This window comes from Kaistia sp. UC242_56, from assembly GCF_044452255.1.
Classification (GTDB): domain Bacteria; phylum Pseudomonadota; class Alphaproteobacteria; order Rhizobiales; family Kaistiaceae; genus Kaistia; species Kaistia defluvii_A.
This window is the reverse complement of record NZ_JBIOAN010000002.1, coordinates 552315-577465: the sequence shown is the minus strand read 5'-3', so window position 1 is coordinate 577465 and position 25151 is coordinate 552315. Positions and strand designations below refer to the sequence as shown.

Sequence of the window (25151 nt, the reverse complement as noted above, 5' to 3'; positions counted from 1 at the left end):
CAGTTCCTCCCTGTTAGTGCTGCGTTAACATCCCGTTAGCGTTGGCTACGGGCATAGATCGCGTTGGTGGCGATGATCGAGACGATGAGCAGCAGGCCCATGATGGTGAGCTGCGCATTGATGGCGATGTTGGCGACGGTCATGCCGGTGGCGATGATGACCAGCAGCCAGGCGGCCAGGAACGTTCCCAGGATCGAACCGCGGCCGCCGAAGATGTAGGTGCCGCCGAGCATCACGATCAGCACCATGGTCAGCTCGCCGCCGGTGGCTAGGTCGTAGCGGACCGAGCCGAGGCGCGAGGCGACCATCAGGCCTGCGATCGAGCTCACCAGCCCCGAGGCGATGAACAGGCCCATCTTGATGCGGCGCACCCGGATGCCGGCATGGATGGCGGCGATCTCGCTGGTGCCGATCTGGTAGATCTGGCGGCCATAGATGGTGATGCCGAGGAACAGGCCGAGCAGAACCGAGGCGGCGATGAAGATCAGCACCGGCACCGGCACGATGCCGACCATGCGGTAGTCGATGCCGACGAACCAGGACGGAAAGCCGCTGATCGACTTGTCGCCGGCCAGCACCTGAGCCAGGCCACGATAGAGGATCAGCGTACCGATGGTGACGATGATCGAGGGCAGCCGCAGCACGGTGACGAAGAAGCCGTTGAAGGCGCCCATGACCAGGCCGGACAGCAGGCTGACGCCGATCGCCACCGGGATCGGCGCACCGGCCTTGAAGGCAGTGCCGAACAGACAGGCGGAGAGCGCCATCTGGGCGGCGGGGGACAGGTCGATCTCGCCGGAGATAATGACAATGGTCAGCACCAGCGCCACGATCGCGAATTCGATGTAATAGGTCGAGCTTTCCAGGATGAAGCCGAGATCGGCGAAGAAGGGCGACAGCCGGGTCGCGACAATCGCCGCAATCACGAGAAGCAGCAGCGTCACCACTTCCGGCCGGATCAGCCAGACCTGCCAGCGCGGGCGGGGCGCGGCGGCCTCGCGAACGATCACGCGCGGCGTGGTGGCGGGAATCGGCGATTTTTCGATCGAGTTCATGCGCCACCTCGGGCAAGCAGGCCGCGAAGGCCGCCCTGGCGGACGGTGCGGTCGATGACGAGGGCGATCAGGATGATGCCTCCATAGATGGCGTTCTGCCAGAAGCCGGAGACGCCGAGGATCGGCAGCGCCACCTGCACCGAGCCGAGCAGCAGCACGCCGAGCACGGTGCCGAGCACCGAGCCGACGCCGCCATTGATCGAGACGCCGCCGATGACCACCGCCGCGATGACGGTGAACTCGAAGCCGACGCCGGTGATGCCCGGGTTCACATAGCCGAAGCGCGCCGCATAGATCAGCCCGGCCAAGCCCGCCAGCGCGCCCGAGAGCGTGAAGACGAGGATGGTCACCGGCATGACGCGGATTCCGCGCAAGGGTGCTGCCACCGGATTGGAGCCGATGGCGTAGATCTGGCGGCCGATCTGGCTATAGGTCAGGAACAGCCAGGTGGCGAAGGCGACGCCAAAGGCGATGATCACGATCCACGGAATATCGATCGGCGAGGTCTGCGCCATGCGGATCAGCGGCTCGGGAATGTCGTTCGGGTCGATCTGCTTCGAGCCCGACAGGATGAACAGCAGGCCGCGATAGAGGCTGAGCGTGCCGAGCGTCACGATGATCGAGGGCAGCTTGAACACCGTCACGACCAGGCCATTGACGAAGCCGAGCGCCGCGCCCGACAGCACGCCGACGGCGAAGCCGACGAAAAGCGGCAGCTCCGGATGATCGCGAAAGATCATGCCGGCGGCGATGGCCGAGAAGCCAAGAATCGAACCGATCGAAAGGTCGACGTGGCGGGCGACCAGCACCATCATCTGGCCCATCGCCGCGACCAGGATCAGCGGCACGGCGAGCAGCACGATGCGCAGCGTCTCGGTCGAGAAGAAGCGCGGCTGGATCAGGCTGACGACGGCCACGAACAGCACGAGCATGACGAGAATGCCGGCCTCGCGGGCCCGGAACAGGCGGGCGATCGGGTTCATGCCGCCGCTCCCGACACCGTATGTCGGCCGGAACGCGGCACGGCGGCGTGCATGATCGCTTCCTGGCTCGCCTGGGCGCGCGGAATATCAGCGGTGAGCTTGCCTTCGGACATGACGAGGATGCGGTCGGACAAGGCGAGCAACTCGGGCAATTCGGAGGAAATCAGCAGGATGGCGCGGCCGCCGGCGGCAAGCTCGCCGATCATGTCGTAGAACTCGGCCTTGACGCCGATGTCGATGCCGCGCGTCGGCTCGTCGAGGATCAGGATGTCCGGCTCGGCCAGCAGCCAGCGGGCGAGGATCGCCTTCTGCTGGTTGCCGCCCGAAAGCTCGCCGATCGGCTGGCGCACGGAAGCGAGCCGGATCGAAAGCTTCTCGACCGATTCCTTGGCCAGTGCCTTCTCGACCGTCCGTCGGATGATGCCCTTGGGCGCGATCCGCTTCGGCACGGCGGCGGTGATGTTGGTCTCGACCGGCAGCGAGCGGAAAATGCCGGCGATGGCGCGGTCCTCCGACACCAGCGCGATGCCGAGGCCGATGGCGTCGGTCGGTTCCTTGATCGTCACCGGCTTGCCGTCGATCTCGATCACGCCCGAGGTCGCCGGCGCGACGCCGAATATGGCCCGGGCGACATCGGTGCGGCCGGCGCCGACCAAGCCGCCGAGGCCCACGATCTCGCCCTTGCGGATATCGAAGGAGATGTTCTCGAACCGGCCCGGCAGGGTCAGCGCGCGCACCGAAAGGGCGACTTCGCCGACATGGCTGGTACCGCGATGCAGGTAATCCGCCACGGGGCGGCCGATCATGCGGCGGATGATGTCGGCGTCGGTCAGGCTCGCCGTCGTCGCCGTCTCGATCTTGTCGCCATCACGAAAGATCGTGACGCGGTCGCAGATGGCGCGCACTTCTTCCAGCCGATGCGAGATGAAGATGATCGTCCGGCCCTCTTCGCGCAGCCGGCGGACGATCGTGAACAGGGTCTCAACCTCCTTCGGCGTCAGCGCGGCGGTCGGCTCGTCCATGATGATCAGCCGGCTGTCGGAGGCGAGCGCGCGGGCGATCTCGACCATCTGCTGGTCGGCGATGGAGAGGCCCCGCATCGGCACGGTGACGTCGATCGGCACGTTGAGGAGGCCCATCAGCCGGCGGGCTTCCTTGGCAAGCTCCGCCCAGCGGACGCGACCGAGCGGCTTGGCCCCGACCTGGCCGATGACGAGGTTTTCCGCCACGGACAGGTCCGGAAACGAGATCGGCTCCTGGTGGATCAGCGTGATGCCGAGGCGCTGGGCGGCGATCGGCGATTGGATCTCGACCGGCTTGCCGCCGAGCTCGATCGTGCCGCGCGTCGGCCGGTGCACGCCGGCCAGGATCTTGGCGAAGGTCGACTTGCCGGCGCCGTTCTCGCCCAGCAAAGCGTGCACTTCGCCCGGCATGAGGTCGAGATCGACGTTCCGGAGAACCTCGACGCCGCCAAAGGACTTCGAAATGCCGCGCGCGGAAACGAGCGGCGCAGAACCTGTCATCGAGCCGTCTCCAGGCGGTAGAAGCGGACGGCATTGTCGCGCCAGAATTTCCGGCGCTCGGCGTCGGTCGCCGAGGCGAGGACGTCGTCGAGAAGGGCAACCCAGCGGCGGAACTCGATCGCCTGCACGGCGACCGGCCAGTCGCCGCCGAACATCACCCGGTCGAAGCCGAAGGCGTCGATCGCGACCTGGACGTAGCGCTTCAGCTCGCCCTCGGTCCAGTTCGCATGATCCGCCTCGGTGGCGACGCCGGAGATCTTGCACGAGACATGCGGCAGCTCGGCCAGCTGATGCATCTGGCTCGCCCACGGCTCCATCACGCCGTCGGCGATCGCCGGCTTGCCGATATGATCGAGGATCATCGGCACTTCGGGGATCTGCGCGGCGAATTTCAGCACATTCGCCATGTGGCGATGATCGACGCAGATGTCGAAGGAGAGGCCGAATTCGGCGAGCGTGCGCACGCCCTCGATGAAAGCGGGCCGCAGGCAGAAATCGAGATCCGGTTCGAACTGGATGATGCGGCGGATGCCGCGCAGGATCTCGTGACGGGCCAGGCGCTCGACATCGGCGGCGACGGCGCGACCCTTCTCGAGCGGCGCCCAGGCGACCATGCCCTTGATGCGCGGATCGACCTTGGCGAGCCCGGCGATCCACTCGGCTTCCTGCTCATACTGCGCGGGATCGACCTCGCATTGCAGGAACACCATCGCCTCGACGTCGAGCCCTTCGGTCGCCGCATTGTAGCGGTCGAGCCCATAGGCCTGATCGAGAACGGGATTGCCGTCGAGCCAGGCATAGCGAAGCTTCTTCGGATCCCACAGATGGAGATGCGTATCGACGATCGGTCCGCGCGGCATCAGATGCACCTCGCCCGAATCGACACGACAACAGATCCGCTGCCCATGCGCATGCGCTTCCCTCCCCTTCCACGGCATTCCTCAATGCCGCAAAGGCGCCTCCACCCAGCGCCCTTTCCTCATGTAAACGTCAACATGCCGGCTCGCCGACGTCAAGCGTCATTCGTCAACCGCAACAGGGATTTCGCATCCATTGGTTTGGACGGAAATCCACCAAGCCTTTCATATGGCTCCGCTTCTGCCCAAAAATACGCCTTGGCGAAACGCGGGCAATGCCTCGGTGAGAGATGGAAACGTTGCTCATGGAAAACGTGGTGATCGATCCGGGTGACACTGGCGCGCCACAACGTGGGACGGCCAGCAGCTCTGCCGCAATGTTGCGCAGAGGGCGGCCATTGCCGAGATGCACGCCGCCCATTATTCGTGGCCCTGGGGATTCGGGCAGTTCCTCGAAAGCAGGGTGGCCAGCGGCGCCGCCGAATTCACCGGCCGGCCCGGCCATCCGCGCAATCAGCCCTGGGCGGCAATTTGCGACGGCCGGATCGTCGGCTCGATCGCCATCGACGGCGAGGACCTTGGCGACAACCAGGCGCATCTGCGCTGGTTCATCCTCGACGAAAGCTGCCGCGGCGGGGGCGTGGGCCGCCACCTGCTGGGCGAGGCGGTGGCTTTCTGCGACGCGGCCGGCTTCGCCGCCACCCGGCTCTGGACGTTGAAGGGCCTCGACGCGGCGCGCCCGGCACCCAATGGGGCAGCGAGGCCATCGAACAGCCGTTTTCGCGGCGGGGTCCGGGCTGAGGGCGTAGCAAGCAAGCCCGGGCTCGACCGACTCCCCTCGCCGGTCGCCGTCTCCCCAAACTCGAACATCATCCTGAGGTGCCCGGCAAAGCCGGGCCTCGAAGGAGGGTCCAGAGAGCGCTCCGCGGGACCCTCCTTCGAGGCTTCGCTGTCGCGAAGCACCTCAGGATGATGGCGGAGCCATTCGATAGGCCTGGAGCGCGCGGAAGCCCTCTTACCGCCCCTTCATCAGCGCCATGAACTCCGCCTCGAAACGGGGTCGGTCGACGGTCATGGCGACGTTGGCGTTGTGGAACGGGATCGCCGTGCGGCGGCGGTCGGCGACCGTCGAACCGCGCGTCAGTTCGCCATTGAGCTCGATATCGACATACATGCGCTCGAGCCCGACCAGCGTCGGATCCTCGGCGACGGCGACCGCCAGCGGATCATGCAGGCCGCAGCCCTGGATGCCCGGATACATCGTCTTGTAGGCATCGACATAGAAGGACGTGATCTTCATCAGCGTCTGCGCCGCGTGATCGCCCTCGCGCGAAATCTCGTCCATCATGTCAGTCGAGAGCAGCGTCGTCATGGTGACGTCCATGCCGACCAGCGTGACGTTGGCGCCGGCCTGCAGCACGATGTGGGCGGCTTCCGGATCATTGGCGAAATTGGCGTCGACCATCGGGGCGATCGGGCCATGGATGCCGGGATGCAGGATCGTCGAACCCATGACCACGATCTCCTTCACCAGCTTGGCGATTTCGGGCGCCTTGGTGATGGCGAGCGCGACATTGGTGATCGGGCCGACCGGGCAGAGCGTGATCTCGCCGGGGTTCTCCTTGATGACGCGGATCATCAAATCGATCGCGTGCTCGTCGGTTGCCTTGATCTTCGGCGCCGGCAATTCGACGTCGCCCAGCGCGTTGGAGCCATGGATATGGTCGGCCATGCGCTTGTAGGGGCGGATCAGCGAGCGGCCGACGCCCTGCGCCACCGGGATCTCCGGACGGCCGAGCAGTTCCAGGATCTTCAGCGTGTTCTCGGTGGCGATCACCGTGTCGGTATTGCCGAAGGTGGTGGTCAGCGCCTCCAGCTTAATGCCCGGGCGGCGGACGGCATAGAAGATCGCCATGGCGTCGTCGACGCCGGTGTCGACGTCGAGGATCATGCGGCAGGTTTCGGTCATGGCGAAGTTCCTTGGAGAGTAGAATGGGTCAGGCGTGCGCGGTGATCGTCTCGGCCGCGCGGCGCTTCAGCCGCTTGCGATGGCTGAGCGCGAGCGCCAGCAGCGTCACGACATAGGGCACGACATCGGTCAGCTGGTTGGGCAGACCCTGGCTCTGCAGGCGGACCGACAGCGCATCGGCAACGCCGAACAACACGCAGGCGAGCGCTGCCCAGAGCGGATGATTGCGTCCGAGCATGACGGCGACGACGGCGATCCAGCCGCGCCCGGCGCTCATGTCCTCGGAAAAGATGCTGACCGTGCCGAGCGAAAGCTGCGCCCCGCCGAGCCCGGTCAGGCCGCCGGCGAAGAGCACGGTCAACACCCGGTAGCGCGTGACGTCGATGCCCATGGTGCCGGCGGCGCTCGCATCCTCGCCGACGCCGCGCATCCTGAGGCCCAGCGGCGTGCGGAACATCATGATGGTCACGGCGGCGGTCAGGATCCAGGCGAGCCAGGTGATCGCGGTCTGACGCGAGAAGATCCAGCCGATCCAGGGGATGGTGTTGATCGCGTCGATGCGGATCTTGGTCAGCCCGACAATGCCCGGATCGGAGAAGGTGCCGGAGACGCCGAACATCTGCCGGAGCAGATAGGCCGTGAGCCCCGCCGCAAGCAGGTTCATGCCGATGCAGATGACGACACTGTCGCCTTTGAACACCGTCGCGCCATAGGCGAGGATCAGCGAGAACAGCACGGTGAAGACGATCGCGAACAGCACGCCGCCAAGCGCGCTGCCGGTGGCGTAGCTGCCGACGACGGCGGCGAAGGCGCCGACCAGCAACTGGCCTTCCATCGCCATGTTGAACACGCCAACCCGGCCGCAAAGCGTGCCGGCAAGGGCCGCCAGCAGGATCGGCGTGATCGACTGGACCGCCGAATTGACCAGCGACGGCGTGATGAAGCTCATCAAACTCATGACGACTTCCTGCCGACGCCGTGGCGGATCGCCAGGAACAGGATGATGACGGATTGCAGGATCATGGTCAGCACGCGCGGGATCGTCGTTTCGCGCTGCATGGCGAAGCCGCCCGTCTGCAGCCCGGCGAAGAACAGGCCGGCGCAGATCGCGCCAAGCGGCGCGCCGCCGGCCAAGAGGGCGGCCATCAGGCCGGACCAGGTATAGCCCGGCGTCAGCAGCGCGCCGTCCTGGTAGCGATAGAGCGAGCCGAGCACGAGGATGGCGCCGACGAGGCCGGCAATCGCGCCGCTCGCAAACATCACGCGCACCTGCTGCGCCGCGAGCCGGACGCCGCCATAGCCGGCGAATTTGGCGTTCAGCCCCCGCATCCGAAGCTCATAGCCGCCGACGGTGCGGCGGTCATAGAAGACGACGGCGATAGCGACGATGACCATCAGGACCAGGCCGATATTGAGCGGACCGGAGATGACCGGCAGCCTTGCCGCATCGGGAATCATCCGGGTCTGGGCAAGGCCCGTCGCCATGTCGCGCAGCGGGAAGCCGACGAGATAGGAGGCGATGCCGATCGCCGGATAGGAGAGCAGCAGCGTCGAGATCAGCATCGGAATGCCGAAGCGCGTCTCTCCCCAGGCGGCGAGCGAAGCGTAGAGCCCCGACGCGACCATGGCGCAGAGGATCGATGCGGCGATCAGCAGCGGCCCAGGCAGCGGCAGATAGAGCGCCGCCATCGCCGCGACGAGACCGCCGATCACCAATTGGCCGTCGCCGCCGAGATTGACCATGCCGCCACGCAAGGGGAGTGCTGCCACCAGCGTCATGCCGACCAGCGGCACGGCCCAGTTCAACGTGTTCGGCCAGTTTGCGGGGGCTAGCGCACCGATCAAAATCTCGCGATAGGCGGCGATGGGATCGCCGCCCGAGGCCAGCACCAGCAGGCCGCCGATCAGGATGCCGATGCCGATCGCCAGCGGCACGGCCGGGATACGCGGAAGCCTCGGGGCCCGCACACTACGCTCGCTCATGCGGCCTCCGTTCCGTCGATGAGCCTTGCCTCGCCGACGCGGCCGGCCATCAGCAGACCGAGCGTTTCCTCGTCGGCCTCGGCGGCGGGGAGCTCGGCCAGGATGCGGCCGTCGAACATCACCAGCACGCGGTCGGCCAAGGCCAGGATCTCGGTCAGCTCGGCCGAGACCAGCAGAACCGCGCTGCCGCGATCGCGCTCGGCGACCAGCTGGGCGTGGATGAATTCGATGGCGCCGACATCGACGCCGCGCGTCGGCTGCTCGGCGATGAGAAGCGGCGCGGCATGCGACAGCTCGCGCGCCACGACGACCTTCTGCAGATTGCCGCCCGAGAGCGTGCCGACGGCGAGCTGCTCCGAGCCGATCTTGATGCCAAAGCGCTCGATCAGCTGTTGCGCATGCGCGGTGACGGCGCTGCCGTCGAGCAGGCGGCCGTTCGAAAGCGGCGGCTTGCTCTGGAATCCCATGGCCAGATTGTCGGCGGCGGAGGCGGCCAGCGCCGTGCCGGTCGTGGCGCGGTCTTCCGGGATATAGGCGAGGCCGGCGTCGCGGTGGCGCTCGACGTCCAGCGCCGTGACGTCGGCGCCGTTGATGGCAACCTGGCCGCCATCGGGAAGGCGCAGGCCGGTCAGCGCCTCGATCAGTTCGGTCTGGCCGTTGCCGGCGACGCCGGCGATGCCGACGATCTCTCCCGCGCGGATGGAGAGATCGACGCGGTCAACCACCGGCTTGCCGCCATCGGTCGCCACCGTCAGGCCGCGCGCCTCGAGCACCACGGCGCCCGGTTCGGCCGGGCGCTTCTCGACCGTCAGGTTGACCGCGCGGCCGGTCATGGCGCGGATGATTTCGCGCGCCGAAGTCTCGGAAGTCACCATGCGGTCGACCACCTTGCCGTCGCGCAGCACGGTGACGCGGTCGGTGATCGCCATCACCTCATGCAGCTTGTGGGTGACGAACAGGATGGTGCGGTCGTCGGCGGTCAGGTGGCGGATGATGTCGAACAGGCCGTCGCGCTCCTGCGGCGTCAGCACGGCGGTCGGCTCGTCGAGGATCAACACGCGGGCATCGCGATAGAGCGCCTTCAGGATCTCGACGCGCTGGCGCACGCCGACCGAAAGCTGGCCGACGATCGCATGCGGATCGACCCGAAGGCGATATCGATCGGCCAGCGCCGCGACGCGGCGGGCCGCCTCGCGCCGGTCGATGAAGCCGAAGCGGGTCGGTTCCATGCCGTAGACGACGTTTTCCCAGACGGTCAGCGAATTGAACAGCTTGAACGCCTGGTGGACCATGCCCATGCCGGCGCCAATGGCATCCAGCGCCGAGCGATAGCGCATCTCGGCGCCGCGCAGAAAGATCTGCCCGGAATCGGGCGCCTGCATGCCGTAGAGGATCGACATCAGCGTCGACTTGCCGGCGCCGTTCTCGCCCATCACGGCGTGGACCTCTCCGCTCAGCACGGAGAGGTCGATGTGGTCATTGGCGACGAGAGGCCCGTAGCGCTTGACGATGCTTCTGGCTTCGAGCTCGATCGTCGACATGCCGAAGTCAGGCCGCCCTTACTTGGCGAGCTGCATCGGATCGGCGACCTTCACCGTTCCGGCAACGACCTCGTCGCGCAGCGCCTTCACCTTGGCGACGACATCCGGCAGCTTGGCGATCAGGCAGCCCGATTCCTCGAGGCCCGGCTCCAGGCTGGTCAGCGTCATGCCGCCCTCGGCGAGGCCGTAGGTAGCGAAGGCCGGCTGGTCGCCCTTGAACAGGCCGGCGACACCCTTCTCGATGACGGTGTCGGTGCGCTTCTGGACATTGTCCATGATCAGGCCCGGCGCCTGCGGGCACTGGTTGGTGTCGACGCCGAAGGCGGCCGCGCCCGGCAGGTCTTCCATGGCCTTGAAGATGCCGCCATTCGAGCCGGCGCCGGCCGCCATGACGCGATCGACATTGTCGGAGACCATGACGCTGGCGCGCTGCTGGCCGCGGGCCGGATCGGAGAACGGGTTGTTGCCGCCGATCCAGAGCGACGGGGCGATCTCGATCTCCGGTTTCACATGCTTGGCGCCCTCGTTGAAGGGGTCGGTGTAGCGATGGATGAAGGGGATATCGAGCGCGCCGATGGCGCCGACCTTGCCGGTCTCGCTAGTCAGCGCCGCTTCGGCGCCGGCCAGGAAGACGGCCTCATATTCGCGGAAGACCGAGCAATGGATGTTGGCGACGGGGGTCTGCGGGCAGCTGTCGACGAGCAGGAACTTGGTGTCCGGATAGGCCTTGGCGACTTCCGGCAGCACGTCGTTGAACTCGAAGCCGACGGCGATCACGACCTTGGCGCCTTCCTTGGCGGCGGCGTCGAGGTTCTGGCGGATCGTGGTCGGGTCCGTGCTCTCATAGATCTTGGCGGTCGCGCCGGCGGCTTCCGCCGCCTTTTCCGTGCCGGCCTTGGCGAGCTTCAGGAAGTCGTTCACGCCAACCGGATTGGGCGAGACGAAGACGACCAACGGCTTGGCATCCTGCGCCTGCGCCGTCGTCACCGCCATCAGCGCAGCCGCGCCAGCCAAAAGCCCCCGAAGCCTCATCTGCAATCTCCTGCATGTGGAATGGCCGCGAAGATATCGACTCGTTGATGGCGCCACAACTGCGATTGACCGCATATCGATCATGCCTATTCTGGACGCAACCGATACCCTTGCGTGTCCAGTGACTTGCCCTGTGTACGGGTTGCCCCGCCCCTGCCGATGATTGGATTTTCGATGTCGAAATACGTCACCCGCCGTCCCGAAAAAGCGCTTCCCCTGCGCAAGAGCCGGGTGTTTCCCGTGCATGCCGGCAAGGGCTTCATCGTCACCGGCGGATCGGGCGGCATTGGCAAGGCGATCGCGGAACTGCTGATCGCGCAGGAAGCGCGCGTCGTCATCGCCGATCTCCGCCAGGAAACGGTCGACGCCACGGTCGAGGCGCTGGGCGGCGCGGCCGCCGGCTGCTTCGGCATCGCGATGGACGTCGCCTCGGAAGCCTCGGTCGCGGATGGCGTCGCCAAGGCGATCGACCTGCTCGGCCGCGTCGACGGCCTGGTCAATTGCGCGGCGATCGTGCTGCATTCCGACCCGCTGGCGATCTCGCGCGCCGACTGGCAGAAGCAGTTCGAGATCAACCTGTTCGGCGCCTATGATATTTCGCGGCTGGTCGCAGCCCACATGATCGAGCACGACATCCAGGGCGCCATCGTCTCGATCGCGTCGGAAGCCGGCAAGAAGGGCCATGTCGAGTCGCTCGCCTACAGCGCTTCCAAGGCCGGCATGATCTCGATGACCCGCATGCTGTCCGAGGCGCTGGCCCCCTATGACATCAACGTCAATTGCGTCTGCCCGGGCGGCGTGGCGACGCCGATGCTGAAGGAAGTGTCGGAAGCCTATTCGGAATTCACCGCCGAGCCGGCGCCCGCGATCTTCGACAAGATGCTGTCGGCGCAGCTGGTGCGCCATCTGCAGCCGGTCGAGGTGGCGCGCGTGACCTCCTTCCTGCTCGGCGACGACGCCATGCTGGTCCGCGGCCAGGCGGTCAACGCGGATGCGGGCGAGACGCCGTATTGAACGTCTGTAATCCTGCCTCCCGCGTCCTCCCACGCTCGCCGTCATCCCGGGCTTGACCCGGGATCCATACAGCGGAGTCATCCGGCGATCGTCTCGACAGGCCTCGGCCGAATGGATCCCTGCTTTCGCAGGGATGACGGAGTCTGGGCGACAAACGCTTCCGCCTCTCTGACGCAGTACCCTGCCCTACCCCACCACTGGCTGCGCTGGGCAGGCGACCTTCGCCCCGCCCCTACCAAACACAAAATAGCTCGCGATCGCCAGTAGCCAGACGGCGAGGCCACCATAGAGCAGGACCCAGCCGAAGCCGTTCGTCAGGGCCTGATGGACGACCGCAGGCGATATCCCGCTCTCGGGAGAAACCGTCGCCCCGGCCGCGATCTGCTGCGCCAGCTGGCGCAACGCCGTCGCGTCGATGCCGTCCGGAAGCGCCGCCCGGAGCGATGCGCCGACGCCCTCGACCAGCAAAAAGCCCATCAGCGCGATGTTGATGGCAAGCGAGATCATGCGCGCGCTCATGTCGATCCCCGAGGCCATGCCGGCGCGGTTGGCGGCGACCGCGCCGGTCGTCGTGTTGGTCACCGGCGTGTTGGTGAAGCCGAGGCCGATGCCGGCCAGCACGCAGCCGGGCAGCATGGTGAGCCAGCTTGCCGCCTCGACGCTGCTGCCGAACTTCATCGCCAGGAAGCCCAGGCCGATGAGGAAGAGGCCCGCCGGAATGACCAGTCCGGGGCGGTAGCGCAGCGACAGACGCTCGGCCAAGGGCGGCACCACCAGGGTCGGCAGCGTATAGGCGAGCAGCGCCGTGCCGGCGGCGACGCTGTCATAGCCGAGACCGGCCTGGAACCAGATCGGCAGGTAGATCATGAACGGCCAGAAGCTGACATTCATGGCGGCCGAGCCGATCACCGCGCCGGAGAAGGGACGGACGCGGAACACCGAGAAATCGAACATCGGCCGCGCGCTGCGCTTCTCGGCGACGAGGAAGCCGACAAAACTCGCGATGGCCACGCCGAGGATCGCCAGCGCCGCCGGGCTTGAGAAGCCGAGATCCGGTCCCTGGGTGATGAAATAGGCCAGCGCGAAGACGCTGAGCGACAGGGTCAGCATGCCGGCGAGGTCGAGATGGGTCGCCTCGGGATCGCGCGATTCCTCGACGCCGCCCTGCGCCAGCGCGAAGGTGACGAGGCTGAGCGCGACATGGACGAGAAACACCCATTCCCAGCTCCAGACCGCGACGATGGCGCCACCGACGATCGGGCCGAAGCCGAGCCCGATGCCGAAGATGATGCCCCACCAGCCGAACGCCATGCCGCGCGCCCGGCCCTCGCGAAATTGGTGCGACAGCACGGCGACCTGGCAGATCAGCATGACGCCGCCGCTCAGGCCCTGGAGGAAACGGGCGACGATCAGGATCGATACGCTCTCCGTCAGGCCGCAGACCAGCGAGGCGAGACCGAAGGCGGCGATGCCGATCAGGAACACGCGCTTGCGGCCATAGCGGTCGGCTAGCGTGCCCGTCGCCATCAGCACCGTCGTCACCGCGATGGTGTAGGCGTTCATGATCCATTGCAGCTCAATGAAATCGGCATGCATTACCTGCTCCAGCGTCGGCAGGATCGCCGGGACGCTGGAGATTTCCAGGCCGAACATCAGCGAGGAGAGACAGACGGCGGCGAGCGCGACGAGGCTGCGGCGGGAGGGGGACGGGTCTTGGGTCATGGAACGGCTTTCGAATGGCGCGACGGCTTCGGCGGGAGGGCCGGCGTCGCGGAGAGAGATTCGGCGCCGACCTTAGCGGCCGCTTGACGACAGCAAAACCGGATGAATATCTATTTCAGAGACAACAAATCCGGATACATCCCATGACCGTGCTGGACGTCGAGTCGGTTCAGGCCTTCGTCGCCATCGCCGACTTCCAGAGCTTTACCCGCGCCGCCGAGGCACTGGGGACGACGCAGGGCGCGATCAGCGTCAAGCTGAAGCGGCTGGAGGACAAGATTGGCCAGCGGCTGGTCGAGCGGACGCCGCGCTCCGTGCGGCTTTCGGCGCAGGGCGCGCTGTTCCTCGACGGCGCGCGCGGTTTTCTCGCCGCGCATGAACGGGCATTGGCGGGCCTGACCGATTGCCGTCGCCGCTTCACGCTCGGCATCGCCGCCCATGTCGCCGGACCGGAATTGCCGACCCTGCTGGCGCGGCTCAACGCACATGATCCGGGTCTGACGATCGAGGTGCGGCTCGACAATTCGCGCACCCTGCTCGACGCTTTCGATCGCGGCGAGCTCGACGCCGCCATCGTCCGCCGCGAAGATGATCGCCGCGACGCCGAAATCCTCGGGCCCGAGGATTTCGGCTGGTTCGCAGTGCCGCATTTCGAGCACCGTCAGGGCGAGCCCATTCGCCTCGCGACCCACGCCCCCTCCTGCGGCGTGCGCGACATGGCCACCCGCGCCCTCGACGCGATCAGCATCCCGTGGATCGACGTGTTTCTCGGCGGCGGCTCCTCGGTGGTGACAGCCGCCGTCTCGGCCGGTCTCGCCATCGGCGCGTTTCCCTGCCGCCTCGCCCCGCCGGGCACGGTCGAGGTCGGTCCGCGCTTCGGACTGCCGGAATTGCCCTCGTCCGAAATCGTGCTGCATTCGACGCTGACCGACGCCAAGTCGCGCGGCGCGCTGCGCACGCTGGCCGCCGCGTTTCGCGAGCATCGCGGCGCGACGCTGACGGGATAAGCGACCCGAAAGCCCCGTCACCCTACCCTCCGCTCGCGGGAGAGGGATTTCGCCGGCACGCGTCCTCGAGTCCGTAGCTTGCACCGGCTCGCGACCGACACCTTTGCGCCCGGCTCTACGCCCTGCCTCGGCCCCGCCGTCACGCTCCGGCGGCAAACCCCTTCGCGACTCTGCTTGCAATATAAAATCGATGTGATTTAATCCGTCACAGCTGCCGCCAAAAATGCGGAGCGGAAGAAAAGAAACGGCGAAACAGCCGTTCGTTCGAGGAAACACCCACGGGAGATTTCATGATGCGCTTGCGTCTCGTCACCGCGTTGCTGGCCTCCGCCGCCGCGTTCGTCGCCGTCTCTGCCCATGCCGATAATCTCGTTACCAAGGACCGCGTCGGCCCCGCCGATGCGCCCAAATCCTTCACGCTCCGCCTGACCAATGACGGCCCGACCAGCACCGATCCGGTCTGGGCCGAGGGCTACCAGAAGCTGTTCAGCGAATTCATCCAGCGCCATCCGGGCTGGCGCATCGATCTCGAGCGCATGTCCGACAATATCGGCCAGGAACAGGCCCGCATGCTCGAGCAGGCGAAGTCCGGCAACGGCCCGGATTGCGCCGCCGTCGACAGCTTCGTGCTGGCCCTGTTCAAGGGCGCCAACGTCCTGAAGCCGCTCGACGAATACTTCACCAAGGAAGAAGTCGCCGACCTATTCCCGTTCATCCGCGAAGGCATCACCGGCCCGGATGGCAAGATCTACGCCTGGTGGTGGAACACCGACCTGCGCGTGCTCTACCGGAACAAGGAAATCGTTCCGGATGCGCCCAAGGACTGGGCCGAACTGAAGGCCGCCGCGCTCGCTTCCAAGGAAAAGGGCGGCGAGGGCGTGCTGTTCAATGGCGGCCGCTGGGAAGGCACGACCTTCGACTGGCTCGCCAATTTCTGGGCGCAGGGCGGCAAGCTGGTCGACGACAAGGGCAAGCCGATCTTCGCCGAGGGGGAGAACCGCGAAAAGTTCCTGAAGGCGGTCAACTACTTCAAGGACCTGGTCGATTCCGGCGCGGCGCCGAAGCGGGTCGCAACCATCGTCAACTATGACGAGTTCAACGCAGCGGCGGCGGCCGGCACGGCGGCGCTGTTCATCGGCGGCAACTGGCAGTATGGCCAGCTCAAGAACACGCTGGAGCCGGAAGAGTTCGCCAAGTGGACCTTCTCGGAGATCCCCGGCCCGACCGCCGACCAGCGCTCGACCGGCACCGGCGGCTGGACCTTCGGCGCCTTCTCCAACGATCCGGAAAAGGTCGCCATGTGCGCGGCCGTGATCAAGGAGATCTATGCCGGCCCCGGCAACGCGCTGCAGCAGCAGCTGCCGACGGCGGCGGCCCTCTACGGCAAGTACGACGTCTTCAAGACCGAGGCGAACGAGACCTTCGCCAAGGCGCTCGTCAACGGTCAGGCCCGCCCAGGCGTGCCGATCTATCCGGAGATCTCGAACCAGATCCAGATCATGATGGGTGACGTCCTCTCCGGCACCAAGACGCCGGAAGCGGCGCTCGACGCCGCCAATACCGCTGTCCAGGCCGCTTTCGCCCGCCTCTGACCCGGTATTCGCGACGGGGCCCTGTCCTTCTCCTCCCCCCGGGACAGGGCCCTTCCCCTTCGCCGCGCGCGAGGGCGTTCAAGGAGAGACCTTATGCCGACGACAACGGCGGCCGCCATGGGCGCCGCGCAACGCCGCGTGGCCGGACCCAGCCTCGCACGACGCCTCGAAGCCAACCCGTTCACCTGGCTGGTGCCGGTCGCCGTCATGCTCGGCGTCTTCTATCTCTATCCGATCCTCGACGTGTTCCGCCTCGGCCTGACCAATGCGAGCCTCGTGGGCTCCGACGAGCGCTATACGGTCGTCACGCTGCAGGCGATGTTCGAGAACCCCGCCCTGCTCGACATCCTCAAGACCACTGCCGTCTTCACCATTGCCAGCGTCGTCGGCCAGCAGGTCTTCGGCCTCGCCATCGCGCTGCTGGTGATGCGCGGCGAGCGGCGCAAGCTCAAGGGAATGGTGGCGCTCCGCACCCTGGTCCTGGTCGCCTGGGTCATCCCCGGCATCGCCAACGGCCTGATCTGGCAGATGCTGTTCAGCGAGGCGCCGTTCGGCGCCATCAACAGCGTGCTGCGGATGATGCACGTCTCGCCGGTCGCCTGGCTGTCGGACCCCAACATCGCCATGCTCTCGGCCGTCATCTCCAATGTCTGGCGCGGCACGGCCTTTTCCATGATCGTGTTCTACGCCGCGCTGAAGGCGATCGACCCGACGCTTTATGAAGCCGCCAGCGTCGATGGCGCCGGCCATCTGCAGAAGCTTCGCTTCATCACGCTGCCGCAGCTGCGCGCCGCCATCCTGGTCAATTCGATCCTGGTGACGATTCAGACCCTCAACACCTTCGACGCCATCATCTCGCTCACCGGCGGCGGCCCGGGCCGCGCCACCGAGGTGCTGTCGCTGTTCACCTTCAACACGGTGTTCCGCAACTACGACCTTGCCGGCGGCAGCGTGTTGTCCGTGCTGATGCTGGTGATCAGTCTCGTGCTGGCGCTGTTCTATGCGTCCTTCATGCCGCGCCGGGAGGTGTCCGAATGACCCATGAAGCCCGCGAGAAATGGGGCGACGCCCTCACCTATCTGTCGGCGATCGTGATTGCCGCCTTCTTCCTGACGCCGCTGGCCTGGCTGCTGTCGCTGTCGCTGCGCACGCGTCAGGAAGTCTTCCTCGGCGCCAGCCGCTTCATCCCGAAGCGGCCGACGCTCGACAATTTCGCGCAGATCCTCTCGGACCCGACCTTCCTGCTCTATCTCTGGAACGGGCTGAAGCTGTCGGCGCTGGGCGGGCTCGGCTGCCTGCTGGTGGCAGCGCCCGCGGCCTACGCCTTCTCGCGCTTCTGGTTCTCCGGCAAATCGGCGCTGATGATGACCATCCTCGCCTTCCAGATGATCTCGCCGCTGGTCATCCTGGTGCCGCTCTATCGCTACATGAGCCGGCTCGGCCTGCTCAACAGCCACTTTGGCGTCACCATGGTCTACATCGCCATCGGCGTGCCGATGTGCACCTGGCTGGTGAAGAGCGCCATCGACAACATTCCGAAGTCGCTGGAAGAAGCCGCTGCCATCGATGGCTGCAGCCGCTTCGGCACCTTCTGGCGCATCACCCTGCCGCTCGCCGCTCCCGGCCTCGCCTCCGCCTTCATCCTGATCGTAATCCTCAACTGGTCGCAGTTCCTGATCCCGTTCCTGCTGCTGAACAAGGATGCGCAGCTGCCGATCTCGGTCGCGATCTTCAATTTCGCCGGCACCTCCAACGCCTCGTCGACCCAGGTGCTCGCCGCAGCCTGCCTCGTCGCGGTGGTGCCGGCCATCATCGCCTTCCTCCTCCTGCAACGCATGATCGTCGGTGCGCTCACCGCCGGCGCCGTCAAGGGCTGAGGCAAACCCGATCCATCCCTTCCCCTATCCATACCCCTATCCGAGACGGAGAATTCCCATGTCCCTGACCCTCCAGCAGCGGCTCGCCCGCATCGACGTTCGCGTCGAGGAACTGGGGTTCTGGCGCGAGCGCGAGACGCTCGCGGTCGAAAACTGGCAGTTCGAGGGCGCGCCGATCGCCATGGGCGGCTTCTGGCCCAAAAAGGACGGCACCGTCACCTTCGACACGGAAGCCTCCGTCCCCGAGCATTGGTCGCTCGAGGATGTGCGCCTCCTGATCGATGTCGGCGGTGAAAGCCTGATCACGCTGACGCCGGTCGGCTCCGGCGCTGAAAAGCGCTTCGGCCTCGACCCGTTCCACCAGGAATTCCCGGTTCCCGCCCGCCGCTTCAAGATCCATGTCGACGCCGTCGCCCGCCTGCCCTTCGGCGAGCCGGTGCGCGAGCCGCGCCTGACGCGCGCGCATCTCGCCTGGATCGACCAACCGGTGCACGAACTGGCGCTGCTGCTGCGCCAGGTTTCGGAAGCCGCTCATTTCCTCGGCGCGCATGAGGTCGTGCCGCATCTGATCACAGCGGCGGAAAACACCTTCGCGGCACTCGACTGGCCCTCGGCGACGCAGGACTATGTCGCCCGCACGGGGCCGCAGCACGGCCAGCAGAAGATCTGGCAGCTGCCGCCGCTGAAGGCCAATCCGGAAGGGCTGCGCCAGGATCACCGCGCCAGCGTTTCCCGCGCTCTCAAGGATCTGACCGCGGCGCTGAAGGAGCTGAAGGCGCGCTATCCGCAGCAGGGCAAGCTCGGCATCACCGGCCACGCCCATATCGATCTCGCCTGGCTCTGGCCCTATGACGAGACCCGTCGCAAGGCGCGCCGCACCTTCAACACCGCGCTGCGGCTGATGGAGCGCTTCCCCGATTTCGTCTTCAACCAGTCGACCGCGGCCTATTACGCGCAGATCGAGGAAGACGACCCCGCCCTGTTCCAGGAGATCGTCGCGGCGGTGAAGAGCGGCCAGTGGGAGACCATTGGCGGCATGTGGGTCGAGCCCGACACCAACATGCCGACTGGCGAAAGCTTCGTGCGCCAGATCCTGTACGGCCAGCGCTATTTCGAGCAGAAGTTCGGCGTGCGCCACCGCGTCTGCTGGCTGCCGGACTGCTTCGGCTTTTCGCCGGCGCTGCCGCAATTGCTGCAGCAGGGCGGCATGGACTCCTTCTTCACCATCAAGGTGAACTGGTCGGAGACCAACAAATTCCCGCATGATCTGTTCTTCTGGGAAGGCCTCGACGGCAGCCAGGTCATCGCCCACACCTTCGACAATCCGGTGCGCGGCTATAACGGCTCGACCGAGCCGGAGGCGATCCTCGGCACCTGGGGCAATTTCCGCGGCAAGACCCTGCATGACGAGAGCCTGCTCGCCGTCGGCTATGGCGATGGCGGCGGCGGCGTGACGCCGGAAATGCTGGAGCGGCAGGCGCAGCTGGCCGATTTCCCTGCTATCCCGACGCTTTCGCCCGTCCGGGTCGAGGACGTCTATGCCCGCATGCACGCCATTCCCGCTGCCGAGATCCCGGTCTGGCAGGGCGAGATCTATCTCGAACTGCACCGCGCGACGCTGACGACGCAGAGCCACACCAAGCGCCTGCACCGCCACGCCGAGCGCGCCCTGATCACCGCCGAGACGGTAGCCTCGCTCGCCAACCTGCTGGGCGGGGCCCGGCCGGAAAGCCTGGAGCTTGCCTGGCGCAAGGTGCTCAAGAACGAGTTCCACGACATCCTGCCCGGCTCCGGCATCCGCGAGATCTACGAGGATGCCGAGCGCGAACTGGGCGAGGCGCTGGCAACCGGCCTCGATGCGCAGCAGGCCGGTCTCGCCGCGCTGGTCGATCAATTGCCGAAGGGCGAGGCGAAAAACGCGCTCGTCGTCGTCAATCCCGACCTGCACGCCCGCCCCGTCCGGGTCGAACTGGACGGGCAGGCGATCGCGCTCGACGCGATCGTGCCGCCGCTCGGAATTCTCGTGCTCGACGACAAGGAACTGGCGCCGACGGCCGGGCTCAGCGTCTCGAAGCAGAAACTCGAAAACAGCCTGATCCGCGTCACGCTGAATGCGGACGGCACGATCGCCAGCCTGTTCGACAAGCGCAGCGGCCGCGAGGCGCTTGCCGGTCGCGGCAACCAGCTCTGGGTCTATCCCATGGATAAGCCCCGCAACTGGGACGCCTGGGACCTCGAGGACGATTACGTCAAGAACGGCCAGGAACTGACCTCGTTCGAAAGCCTGGAGGTGACCGAGTCCGGCCCGCACCGCGCGTCCATCCAGATCGTGCGCAAGTTCCGCGACTCGACCATCACCCAGACGCTGCAGCTGTTCGCCAACTCGCCGCGCCTCGACATCCAGACCGATCTCGACTGGCATGACCGCCGCGTGCTGCTGCGGACCCTGACGCCCGTCGATATCCGTTCCGATCTCGCCACCTTCGAATGCGCCTTCGGCGTCGTCCGCCGCACCACCCACAACAACACCTCGTGGGACGAGGCGAAGTTCGAAGTGCCGGCGCATCGCTTCGCCGATCTCTCGGAGACCGGCTTCGGCGTGGCGCTGCTCAACAACGGCAAGTATGGCCACAGCATCAAGGGCAACGTGCTGGGTCTCAGCCTGTTGCGCGCGCCGATCTATCCGGATCCGCTGGCGGACGAGGGCGAGCAGAGCTTCGTCTATTCCCTGCTGCCGCATGCCGGTGCCTGGCACGAGGGCGGCGTGCGCGAGGAAGCGCTTGACCTTAACCAACCGCTGCTGGCCATCCGCGCTTCTGACGTCGCGACCGGCGTGCAGACCCCGATCGCGGTCTCCGGCATGGCTGCCGGCCTCGGCGGCCTCAAGGCCAGCGAGGACGGCAACGCCCTGGTGCTCCGGGTCTACGAACCGGCCGGCGGGCGCGGCCGCCTCGACATCGCGCCGCGGGAGGGCTGGCGGCTCTCCGGCCCGGTCAACATCCTGGAGGAAGCGGTCGATCGCGCCGCAGGGCCGGACCTCAACCCGTTCGAAGTCCGTAGCTGGCTTATCCAGCCAAGCTAGGCCTGCGCCATCCTTGACAAGCGAGCCACCCTTGCTCTCTATCCGCCGGCGGACGGTCACCCATGATCTCCGCCGGCGGCGCTGACATCCCGATGAAATCCAAGACGGCTCCAGGCGACCTCGCCGGCTCGAACTCCGGGCTGGCGGCGAGCCATAACCAGGCGGTGATCCTGCGCACCATCCGTTGGCATGCGCCGATTTCCCGCACCGAACTGGCCGCCCGGTCCGGCCTCAGCAAGCAGGCCGTCGCCCGCATCACCGAAAAGCTGATCGATGACGGCCTCGTCGTCGAGGCGCGCCGGCGCTACGGCATGCGCGGCCAGCCGGCGATCGAGCTGGAGATCAATCCGGAAGGCTGTTTCGCGGTCGGCGTCGGCTTCGGCCGCGACCACCTGACCATCGTCGCCGTCGATGCCCTGGGCACGGTGCGCGACCGCATCCACCGCGAAGTCCGCTACATGCTGCCGGACGAATTCTTCGCCGAGATGAAGGAAGCGCTGAAGACGTTCCGCCGCCGCCACGCCATCGACGAGTCGCGCCTCGCCGGCATCGGCGTCGCCTTTCCCGACTGGCTCGGCGAAATCCCGTTCATCGGCATGCCGGAGGCCTATAAGAGCTGGCGCAGCGTCGACGTGCGCGAGCGCTTCTCCCGCATCACCGACCAGCCGATCCTGATCGACAATGACGCGACGGCGGCCGCGATCGGCGAGCTGACCTATGGCCTCGGCGTCGAGATCCGCAGCTTCTTCTATATCTTCTTCGGCTCCGGCCTCGGCGGCGGGCTGGTGCTCGACGGCGCCTGCTATCACGGCACCACGGGCATCAGCGGCGAGATCGGCTGGCTGCCGGTGACGCTGCCGGATGCGCCGGCCGGCGAACGCGTGCAGCCGCTCGGCCAGGTCGTGTCGCTGTTCATCCTGTACGATTATCTCGCCAGCCACGGCATCGCCGTCGAGCGGCCGCAGGACCTTCTGACGCTCGACGCGCGCGGCAAGCGGCTCTTGACCCAATGGCTGCGCATGGCGGCCGGCCATATCGCCGAAGCGGCGATCGACATCGGCCTGCTGATCAATCCCGACGCCGTGCTGATCGGCGGCCGCATTCCGGTGACGATCATCGACGAGCTGCTCGGCTATGTGCGCGAGGCGCTGTCGCGCGACCTCCGCCCGACGCCCCGCATCCACCGCGCCGTCGGCTCGGAAGACGCGGCGGCACTCGGCGCCGCCACCCTGCCGCTGTCGCATGCGCTGCGGCTCGAATCCGCCGACCCCGCGCAGTTGACCCGCTCGCCGCTGCGCAGCGACGATACACGGTCGGGCAGTCGGCTCGCGCGCGGGCAGGGGCCATCGGCGTAAAGGGCTGGACGTCGCCCCGGCGAAGGCCGGGGCCCATGAACACCGGCCTGGTGAACTACGGCTGAGCCCTCTGGCGAGCCGACGGCGCATCTGGATCCCGGCCTCCGCCGGGATGACGACGGAGGGAGCCGAAGGCCTCCCCCTCCCGGATGCTTTCCTAAGGCCGGAACGGGCGGCGGGGATCGGGCAGCAGGAATTCCAGGAACGGCATGGCGGCGATGCCCATCAACACGGCGTCGCGGGACAGCGAGCCCGGCGCCAGTTCCGGCAGCCAGTAGGGCTGGGTCGGCTCGATCATCCGTTCCTGGCGCTGCCGGGCAAGGCGCGACACCAGCGCCGCCAGCAGATCGGCCGGCAGGCGGCCGCCGATGAAGATGACGCGCGGCGCGATGAAGGCGGAGATCGCGATGATCGAATCCATCAGATGCGCTGTGACCGCCTCGATCCAGCGCGCGACGGCGGGATCGGCCGGATCGAGCGTGGCGATGCCGGCGAGCGCCGTGGTCGAGGCGACCTCGTCGAGCAACCGGCCGTCTTCGCCGGTGCGCATCGCGCCGACGAGCCCTGCCCGCTGGTCGACACCGTTGAACACCGAGCCGCCGATGATCATGCCCGCCCGGGTCGAGGGTCCGAGCAGGACATAGACGAAGCTGTCGCCGGCCGTGGCCTGGCCGAACTGCCGCTCGCCCAGCGCCGCCGCGATCGTGTCGGGCTCGACGATGACCGGCAGCGGCGCCAGCGCGGCGCGGATCTCGTCGGCGCCATCCAGCGCCGTGATGCCGACGCCCATCACCCGCGCCGCCGTGCCCTCGGCCAGCCGTTCCAGCGCGGCGGAAGCGAGCTCGATAACGACGCGCGCCGTATCGCCTTCCTCCACAGGCCGCTCGTCGCGCTGCACGACCTTGCCGGCGAGGTCGATCACAACCAGCCGCGCCATGCCGTCCGAGACGTCGATGCCGAGCGACACGGCGCCCTCGGCGACGAGGCCGAAACGGTTGGCGCGCGAGCCCTCATCCGAGCCCTCGCTGACCAGCCCGTCGGCGACGAGGCGGCGCACGATGTTGGTGATGCCGGGCACGGTCAATCCGGTCAGCCGGGCGAGTTCCAGCCGGCTCATCGGCCCGGTCCGGCGCAGCGCTTCCAGCGTCACGCGCAGATTGTGATCGGCGGCATGGACGAGGTTCTGCCCGGCCGGCTGGTAGGCCGTCCGTTCGGCCGGCGGCGCCGATCCGGTGCGGAGCGGCGAAGGAGGGGTACGATCGATCGGCATGAACCCGTTTTCGCACGAAGTGCTGCAAATTCCATCCGCGATTGCGGCATTCGCCCGGCAATCTCAGCCCGGCCGGCCATGATGGCGCAGCACGAGGCCGACCGCGCCGAGGCACGCGTCATTGTCGGTGAACACGCCCGGCACGAAGCGGGTCCTCGCTTCGGGCGCGATCTCGGCCCGCTTGACCAGCGTGTGGCGCTCGAAGCTCTCCGAGAGCGGCCCGAGCAGCATGTCGCCCGCCAGCGGCATCCGGCCGCCGAGCACGACCAGCGCCGGATTGATCGCCGTGCCGATGATGGCGAGGCCCTTGCCGGCCGCCTCGCCCATCTCGGCGATCTGGCGCCGGCTCGGCTCGTCGCCGCCGCGGGCCAGCGCGACCAGCCCATCCATGTCGAAAGGCCGCCCCAGCCGCCTTTCCGTGTCGGCGAGCGCCGTGCGGGCGCTGGCGTAGAGCTCCAGGCAGCCGCGATTGCCACAGCGACACAGGGGTCCGCCGGGATCGATCATCATATGGCCGAATTCGCCGGCAGACCCGGCGATGCCCCGGACGACATGGCCACGATTGACGATCGCGCCGCCGACGCCCAGGTCGATCTTGAAGAAGACGAAATCCTCCACCCCGATCGCCGCGCCCCACATCATCTCCGCGATCGCGGCGCAGTTGCTCTCATTGTCGGCGAAGATCGGGCTTTTCAGGACCGGGCCGAAGGTTGCGCGGATATCGGTGCCGGCCCAGGTCGGCACGCCGCTGGCGCGCAGCACGCGGCCGTCGACCGGATTGATCGGACCGGCGACCGCCACGCCGACGCCGAGCCGCCCTTCCGGCGCGAGCCCGTGCTCCTCATAGGCTTCGTCGATCAGGCGACGGGTCAGCGCCGCCGCCTCGGCCGGCGAATAATCCGGCTCGATCTGGACCTTGCGGTCGGAGATCACCCGGTGCGAGACATCGGCGACGATCAGTTGGATCGCCTCCAGCCCAAACAGCACGCCGACGCAGGTGCCGACCTTCGGATTGAGCATCAGCGCCGTCGCGGGACGGCCGACGCTGGCCCCGCGACCGGTTTCGCTGCTAGTTTTCTCGATGACGATGTCCGATCGGCGCAGTTCCGCGAGCGTCATCGAGACGGTCGATTTGGCGAGGCCGGTGAGCCTGGCAATTTCGGTCGCGCTCAGCGTGCCGCGCTCGCGCAGCAGGCGGACGACGCGCGCCGAAGGCGTGCCGTCGCCGGCATCCTCGAAGAACGATTTTAGTCTTGCTTCAAACATTGGCGAACTTTGCGGGCGCGTTG

20 protein-coding genes are annotated in these 25151 nt (G+C 67.0%); 8 read left to right on the top strand and 12 right to left on the bottom strand.

Features of this window, described 5'->3' with window-relative positions:
• Window positions 1–35: 35 nt before the first annotated feature.
• The 4 genes from ACHMWQ_RS05455 to ACHMWQ_RS05440 are packed head-to-tail and all read right to left on the bottom strand — an operon-like array spanning window position 36 to window position 4421.
• The gene (locus ACHMWQ_RS05455; RefSeq protein WP_396306681.1) at window positions 36–1055 is read right to left on the bottom strand and encodes an ABC transporter permease; all 1020 of its coding nucleotides are present in this window, start codon (window positions 1053–1055) and stop codon (window positions 36–38) included.
• Window positions 1052–2038, bottom strand: coding sequence for an ABC transporter permease (locus ACHMWQ_RS05450; protein ID WP_396306680.1), 987 nt, complete (start codon window positions 2036–2038; stop codon window positions 1052–1054). Before ACHMWQ_RS05450 ends, ACHMWQ_RS05455 begins: the two co-directional genes overlap by 4 nt.
• The gene (locus ACHMWQ_RS05445) at window positions 2035–3561 is read right to left on the bottom strand and encodes a sugar ABC transporter ATP-binding protein (protein ID WP_396306679.1); all 1527 of its coding nucleotides are present in this window, start codon (window positions 3559–3561) and stop codon (window positions 2035–2037) included. The genes ACHMWQ_RS05450 and ACHMWQ_RS05445 overlap by 4 nt, the downstream gene beginning before the upstream one ends.
• Window positions 3558–4421: an amidohydrolase family protein gene (locus ACHMWQ_RS05440; RefSeq protein ID WP_396306678.1), complete on the bottom strand. Its 864-nt coding sequence runs from the start codon at window positions 4419–4421 to the stop codon at window positions 3558–3560. Before ACHMWQ_RS05440 ends, ACHMWQ_RS05445 begins: the two co-directional genes overlap by 4 nt.
• A gap of 403 nt (window positions 4422–4824) precedes the next feature.
• On the opposite strand from ACHMWQ_RS05440, the gene ACHMWQ_RS05435 reads away from it, so the two are divergent.
• Window positions 4825–5391 carry a GNAT family N-acetyltransferase gene (locus tag ACHMWQ_RS05435; protein ID WP_396306677.1) on the top strand — a complete coding sequence of 189 codons (567 nt, stop codon included), beginning with the start codon at window positions 4825–4827 and terminating at the stop codon, window positions 5389–5391.
• 42 nt (window positions 5392–5433) lie between these two features.
• Here the strand turns inward: ACHMWQ_RS05435 and ACHMWQ_RS05430 are convergent, their stop codons facing one another.
• Genes ACHMWQ_RS05430 through ACHMWQ_RS05410 form a run of 5 tightly spaced genes read right to left on the bottom strand, consistent with a single transcriptional unit; the run spans window position 5434 to window position 10943 of the window.
• Window positions 5434–6387, bottom strand: a complete 954-nt coding sequence (locus ACHMWQ_RS05430) for a nucleoside hydrolase (protein ID WP_354553494.1) — start codon at window positions 6385–6387, stop codon at window positions 5434–5436.
• A gap of 28 nt (window positions 6388–6415) precedes the next feature.
• Entirely contained in the window at window positions 6416–7345 is a 930-nt protein-coding gene (locus ACHMWQ_RS05425) for an ABC transporter permease (protein WP_396306676.1), read from the bottom strand.
• Window positions 7342–8370 carry an ABC transporter permease gene (locus ACHMWQ_RS05420; RefSeq protein ID WP_396306675.1) on the bottom strand — a complete coding sequence of 343 codons (1029 nt, stop codon included), beginning with the start codon at window positions 8368–8370 and terminating at the stop codon, window positions 7342–7344. The genes ACHMWQ_RS05425 and ACHMWQ_RS05420 overlap by 4 nt, the downstream gene beginning before the upstream one ends.
• Window positions 8367–9911 carry an ABC transporter ATP-binding protein gene (locus ACHMWQ_RS05415; RefSeq protein ID WP_396306674.1) on the bottom strand — a complete coding sequence of 515 codons (1545 nt, stop codon included), beginning with the start codon at window positions 9909–9911 and terminating at the stop codon, window positions 8367–8369. The genes ACHMWQ_RS05420 and ACHMWQ_RS05415 overlap by 4 nt, the downstream gene beginning before the upstream one ends.
• A gap of 18 nt (window positions 9912–9929) precedes the next feature.
• Complete coding sequence (locus ACHMWQ_RS05410; RefSeq protein WP_354553490.1) at window positions 9930–10943, bottom strand: BMP family ABC transporter substrate-binding protein; 1014 nt, start codon at window positions 10941–10943, stop codon at window positions 9930–9932.
• A 174-nt stretch (window positions 10944–11117) separates the two neighbouring features.
• Between ACHMWQ_RS05410 and ACHMWQ_RS05405 the strand changes: the two genes are divergently transcribed.
• Entirely contained in the window at window positions 11118–11957 is an 840-nt protein-coding gene (locus tag ACHMWQ_RS05405) for an SDR family NAD(P)-dependent oxidoreductase (protein WP_396306673.1), read from the top strand.
• 186 nt (window positions 11958–12143) lie between these two features.
• Here the strand turns inward: ACHMWQ_RS05405 and ACHMWQ_RS05400 are convergent, their stop codons facing one another.
• A complete protein-coding gene (locus ACHMWQ_RS05400; RefSeq protein WP_354553488.1) occupies window positions 12144–13679 on the bottom strand; it encodes an MFS transporter in 1536 nt (511 codons plus the stop codon).
• A 143-nt stretch (window positions 13680–13822) separates the two neighbouring features.
• On the opposite strand from ACHMWQ_RS05400, the gene ACHMWQ_RS05395 reads away from it, so the two are divergent.
• The 6 genes from ACHMWQ_RS05395 to ACHMWQ_RS05370 all read left to right on the top strand — a co-directional run bounded on the left by ACHMWQ_RS05395 (window position 13823) and on the right by ACHMWQ_RS05370 (window position 22592).
• Entirely contained in the window at window positions 13823–14686 is an 864-nt protein-coding gene (locus tag ACHMWQ_RS05395; RefSeq protein WP_354553487.1) for a LysR family transcriptional regulator, read from the top strand.
• A gap of 293 nt (window positions 14687–14979) precedes the next feature.
• On the top strand, window positions 14980–16278 hold the full coding sequence (locus ACHMWQ_RS05390; RefSeq protein ID WP_396309392.1) for an ABC transporter substrate-binding protein: 1299 nt from the start codon (window positions 14980–14982) through the stop codon (window positions 16276–16278).
• 117 nt (window positions 16279–16395) lie between these two features.
• On the top strand, window positions 16396–17316 hold the full coding sequence (locus ACHMWQ_RS05385; protein ID WP_396309391.1) for a carbohydrate ABC transporter permease: 921 nt from the start codon (window positions 16396–16398) through the stop codon (window positions 17314–17316).
• Entirely contained in the window at window positions 17313–18155 is an 843-nt protein-coding gene (locus tag ACHMWQ_RS05380; protein WP_266334205.1) for a carbohydrate ABC transporter permease, read from the top strand. The genes ACHMWQ_RS05385 and ACHMWQ_RS05380 overlap by 4 nt, the downstream gene beginning before the upstream one ends.
• Window positions 18156–18213: 58 nt before the next feature.
• Complete coding sequence (locus ACHMWQ_RS05375; RefSeq protein ID WP_396306672.1) at window positions 18214–21237, top strand: alpha-mannosidase; 3024 nt, start codon at window positions 18214–18216, stop codon at window positions 21235–21237.
• Between the two features lie 62 nt (window positions 21238–21299).
• Window positions 21300–22592, top strand: coding sequence for an ROK family transcriptional regulator (locus ACHMWQ_RS05370; protein WP_396306671.1), 1293 nt, complete (start codon window positions 21300–21302; stop codon window positions 22590–22592).
• A gap of 157 nt (window positions 22593–22749) precedes the next feature.
• On the opposite strand, the gene ACHMWQ_RS05365 is transcribed toward ACHMWQ_RS05370, so the two are convergent.
• Together ACHMWQ_RS05365 and ACHMWQ_RS05360 are read right to left on the bottom strand one after the other, a co-directional pair.
• Entirely contained in the window at window positions 22750–23862 is a 1113-nt protein-coding gene (locus ACHMWQ_RS05365) for an ROK family transcriptional regulator (protein WP_396306670.1), read from the bottom strand.
• Window positions 23863–23925: 63 nt separating this feature from the next.
• A complete protein-coding gene (locus ACHMWQ_RS05360) occupies window positions 23926–25128 on the bottom strand; it encodes an ROK family transcriptional regulator (RefSeq protein ID WP_396306669.1) in 1203 nt (400 codons plus the stop codon).
• Between the last annotated feature and the right edge of the window lie 23 nt (window positions 25129–25151).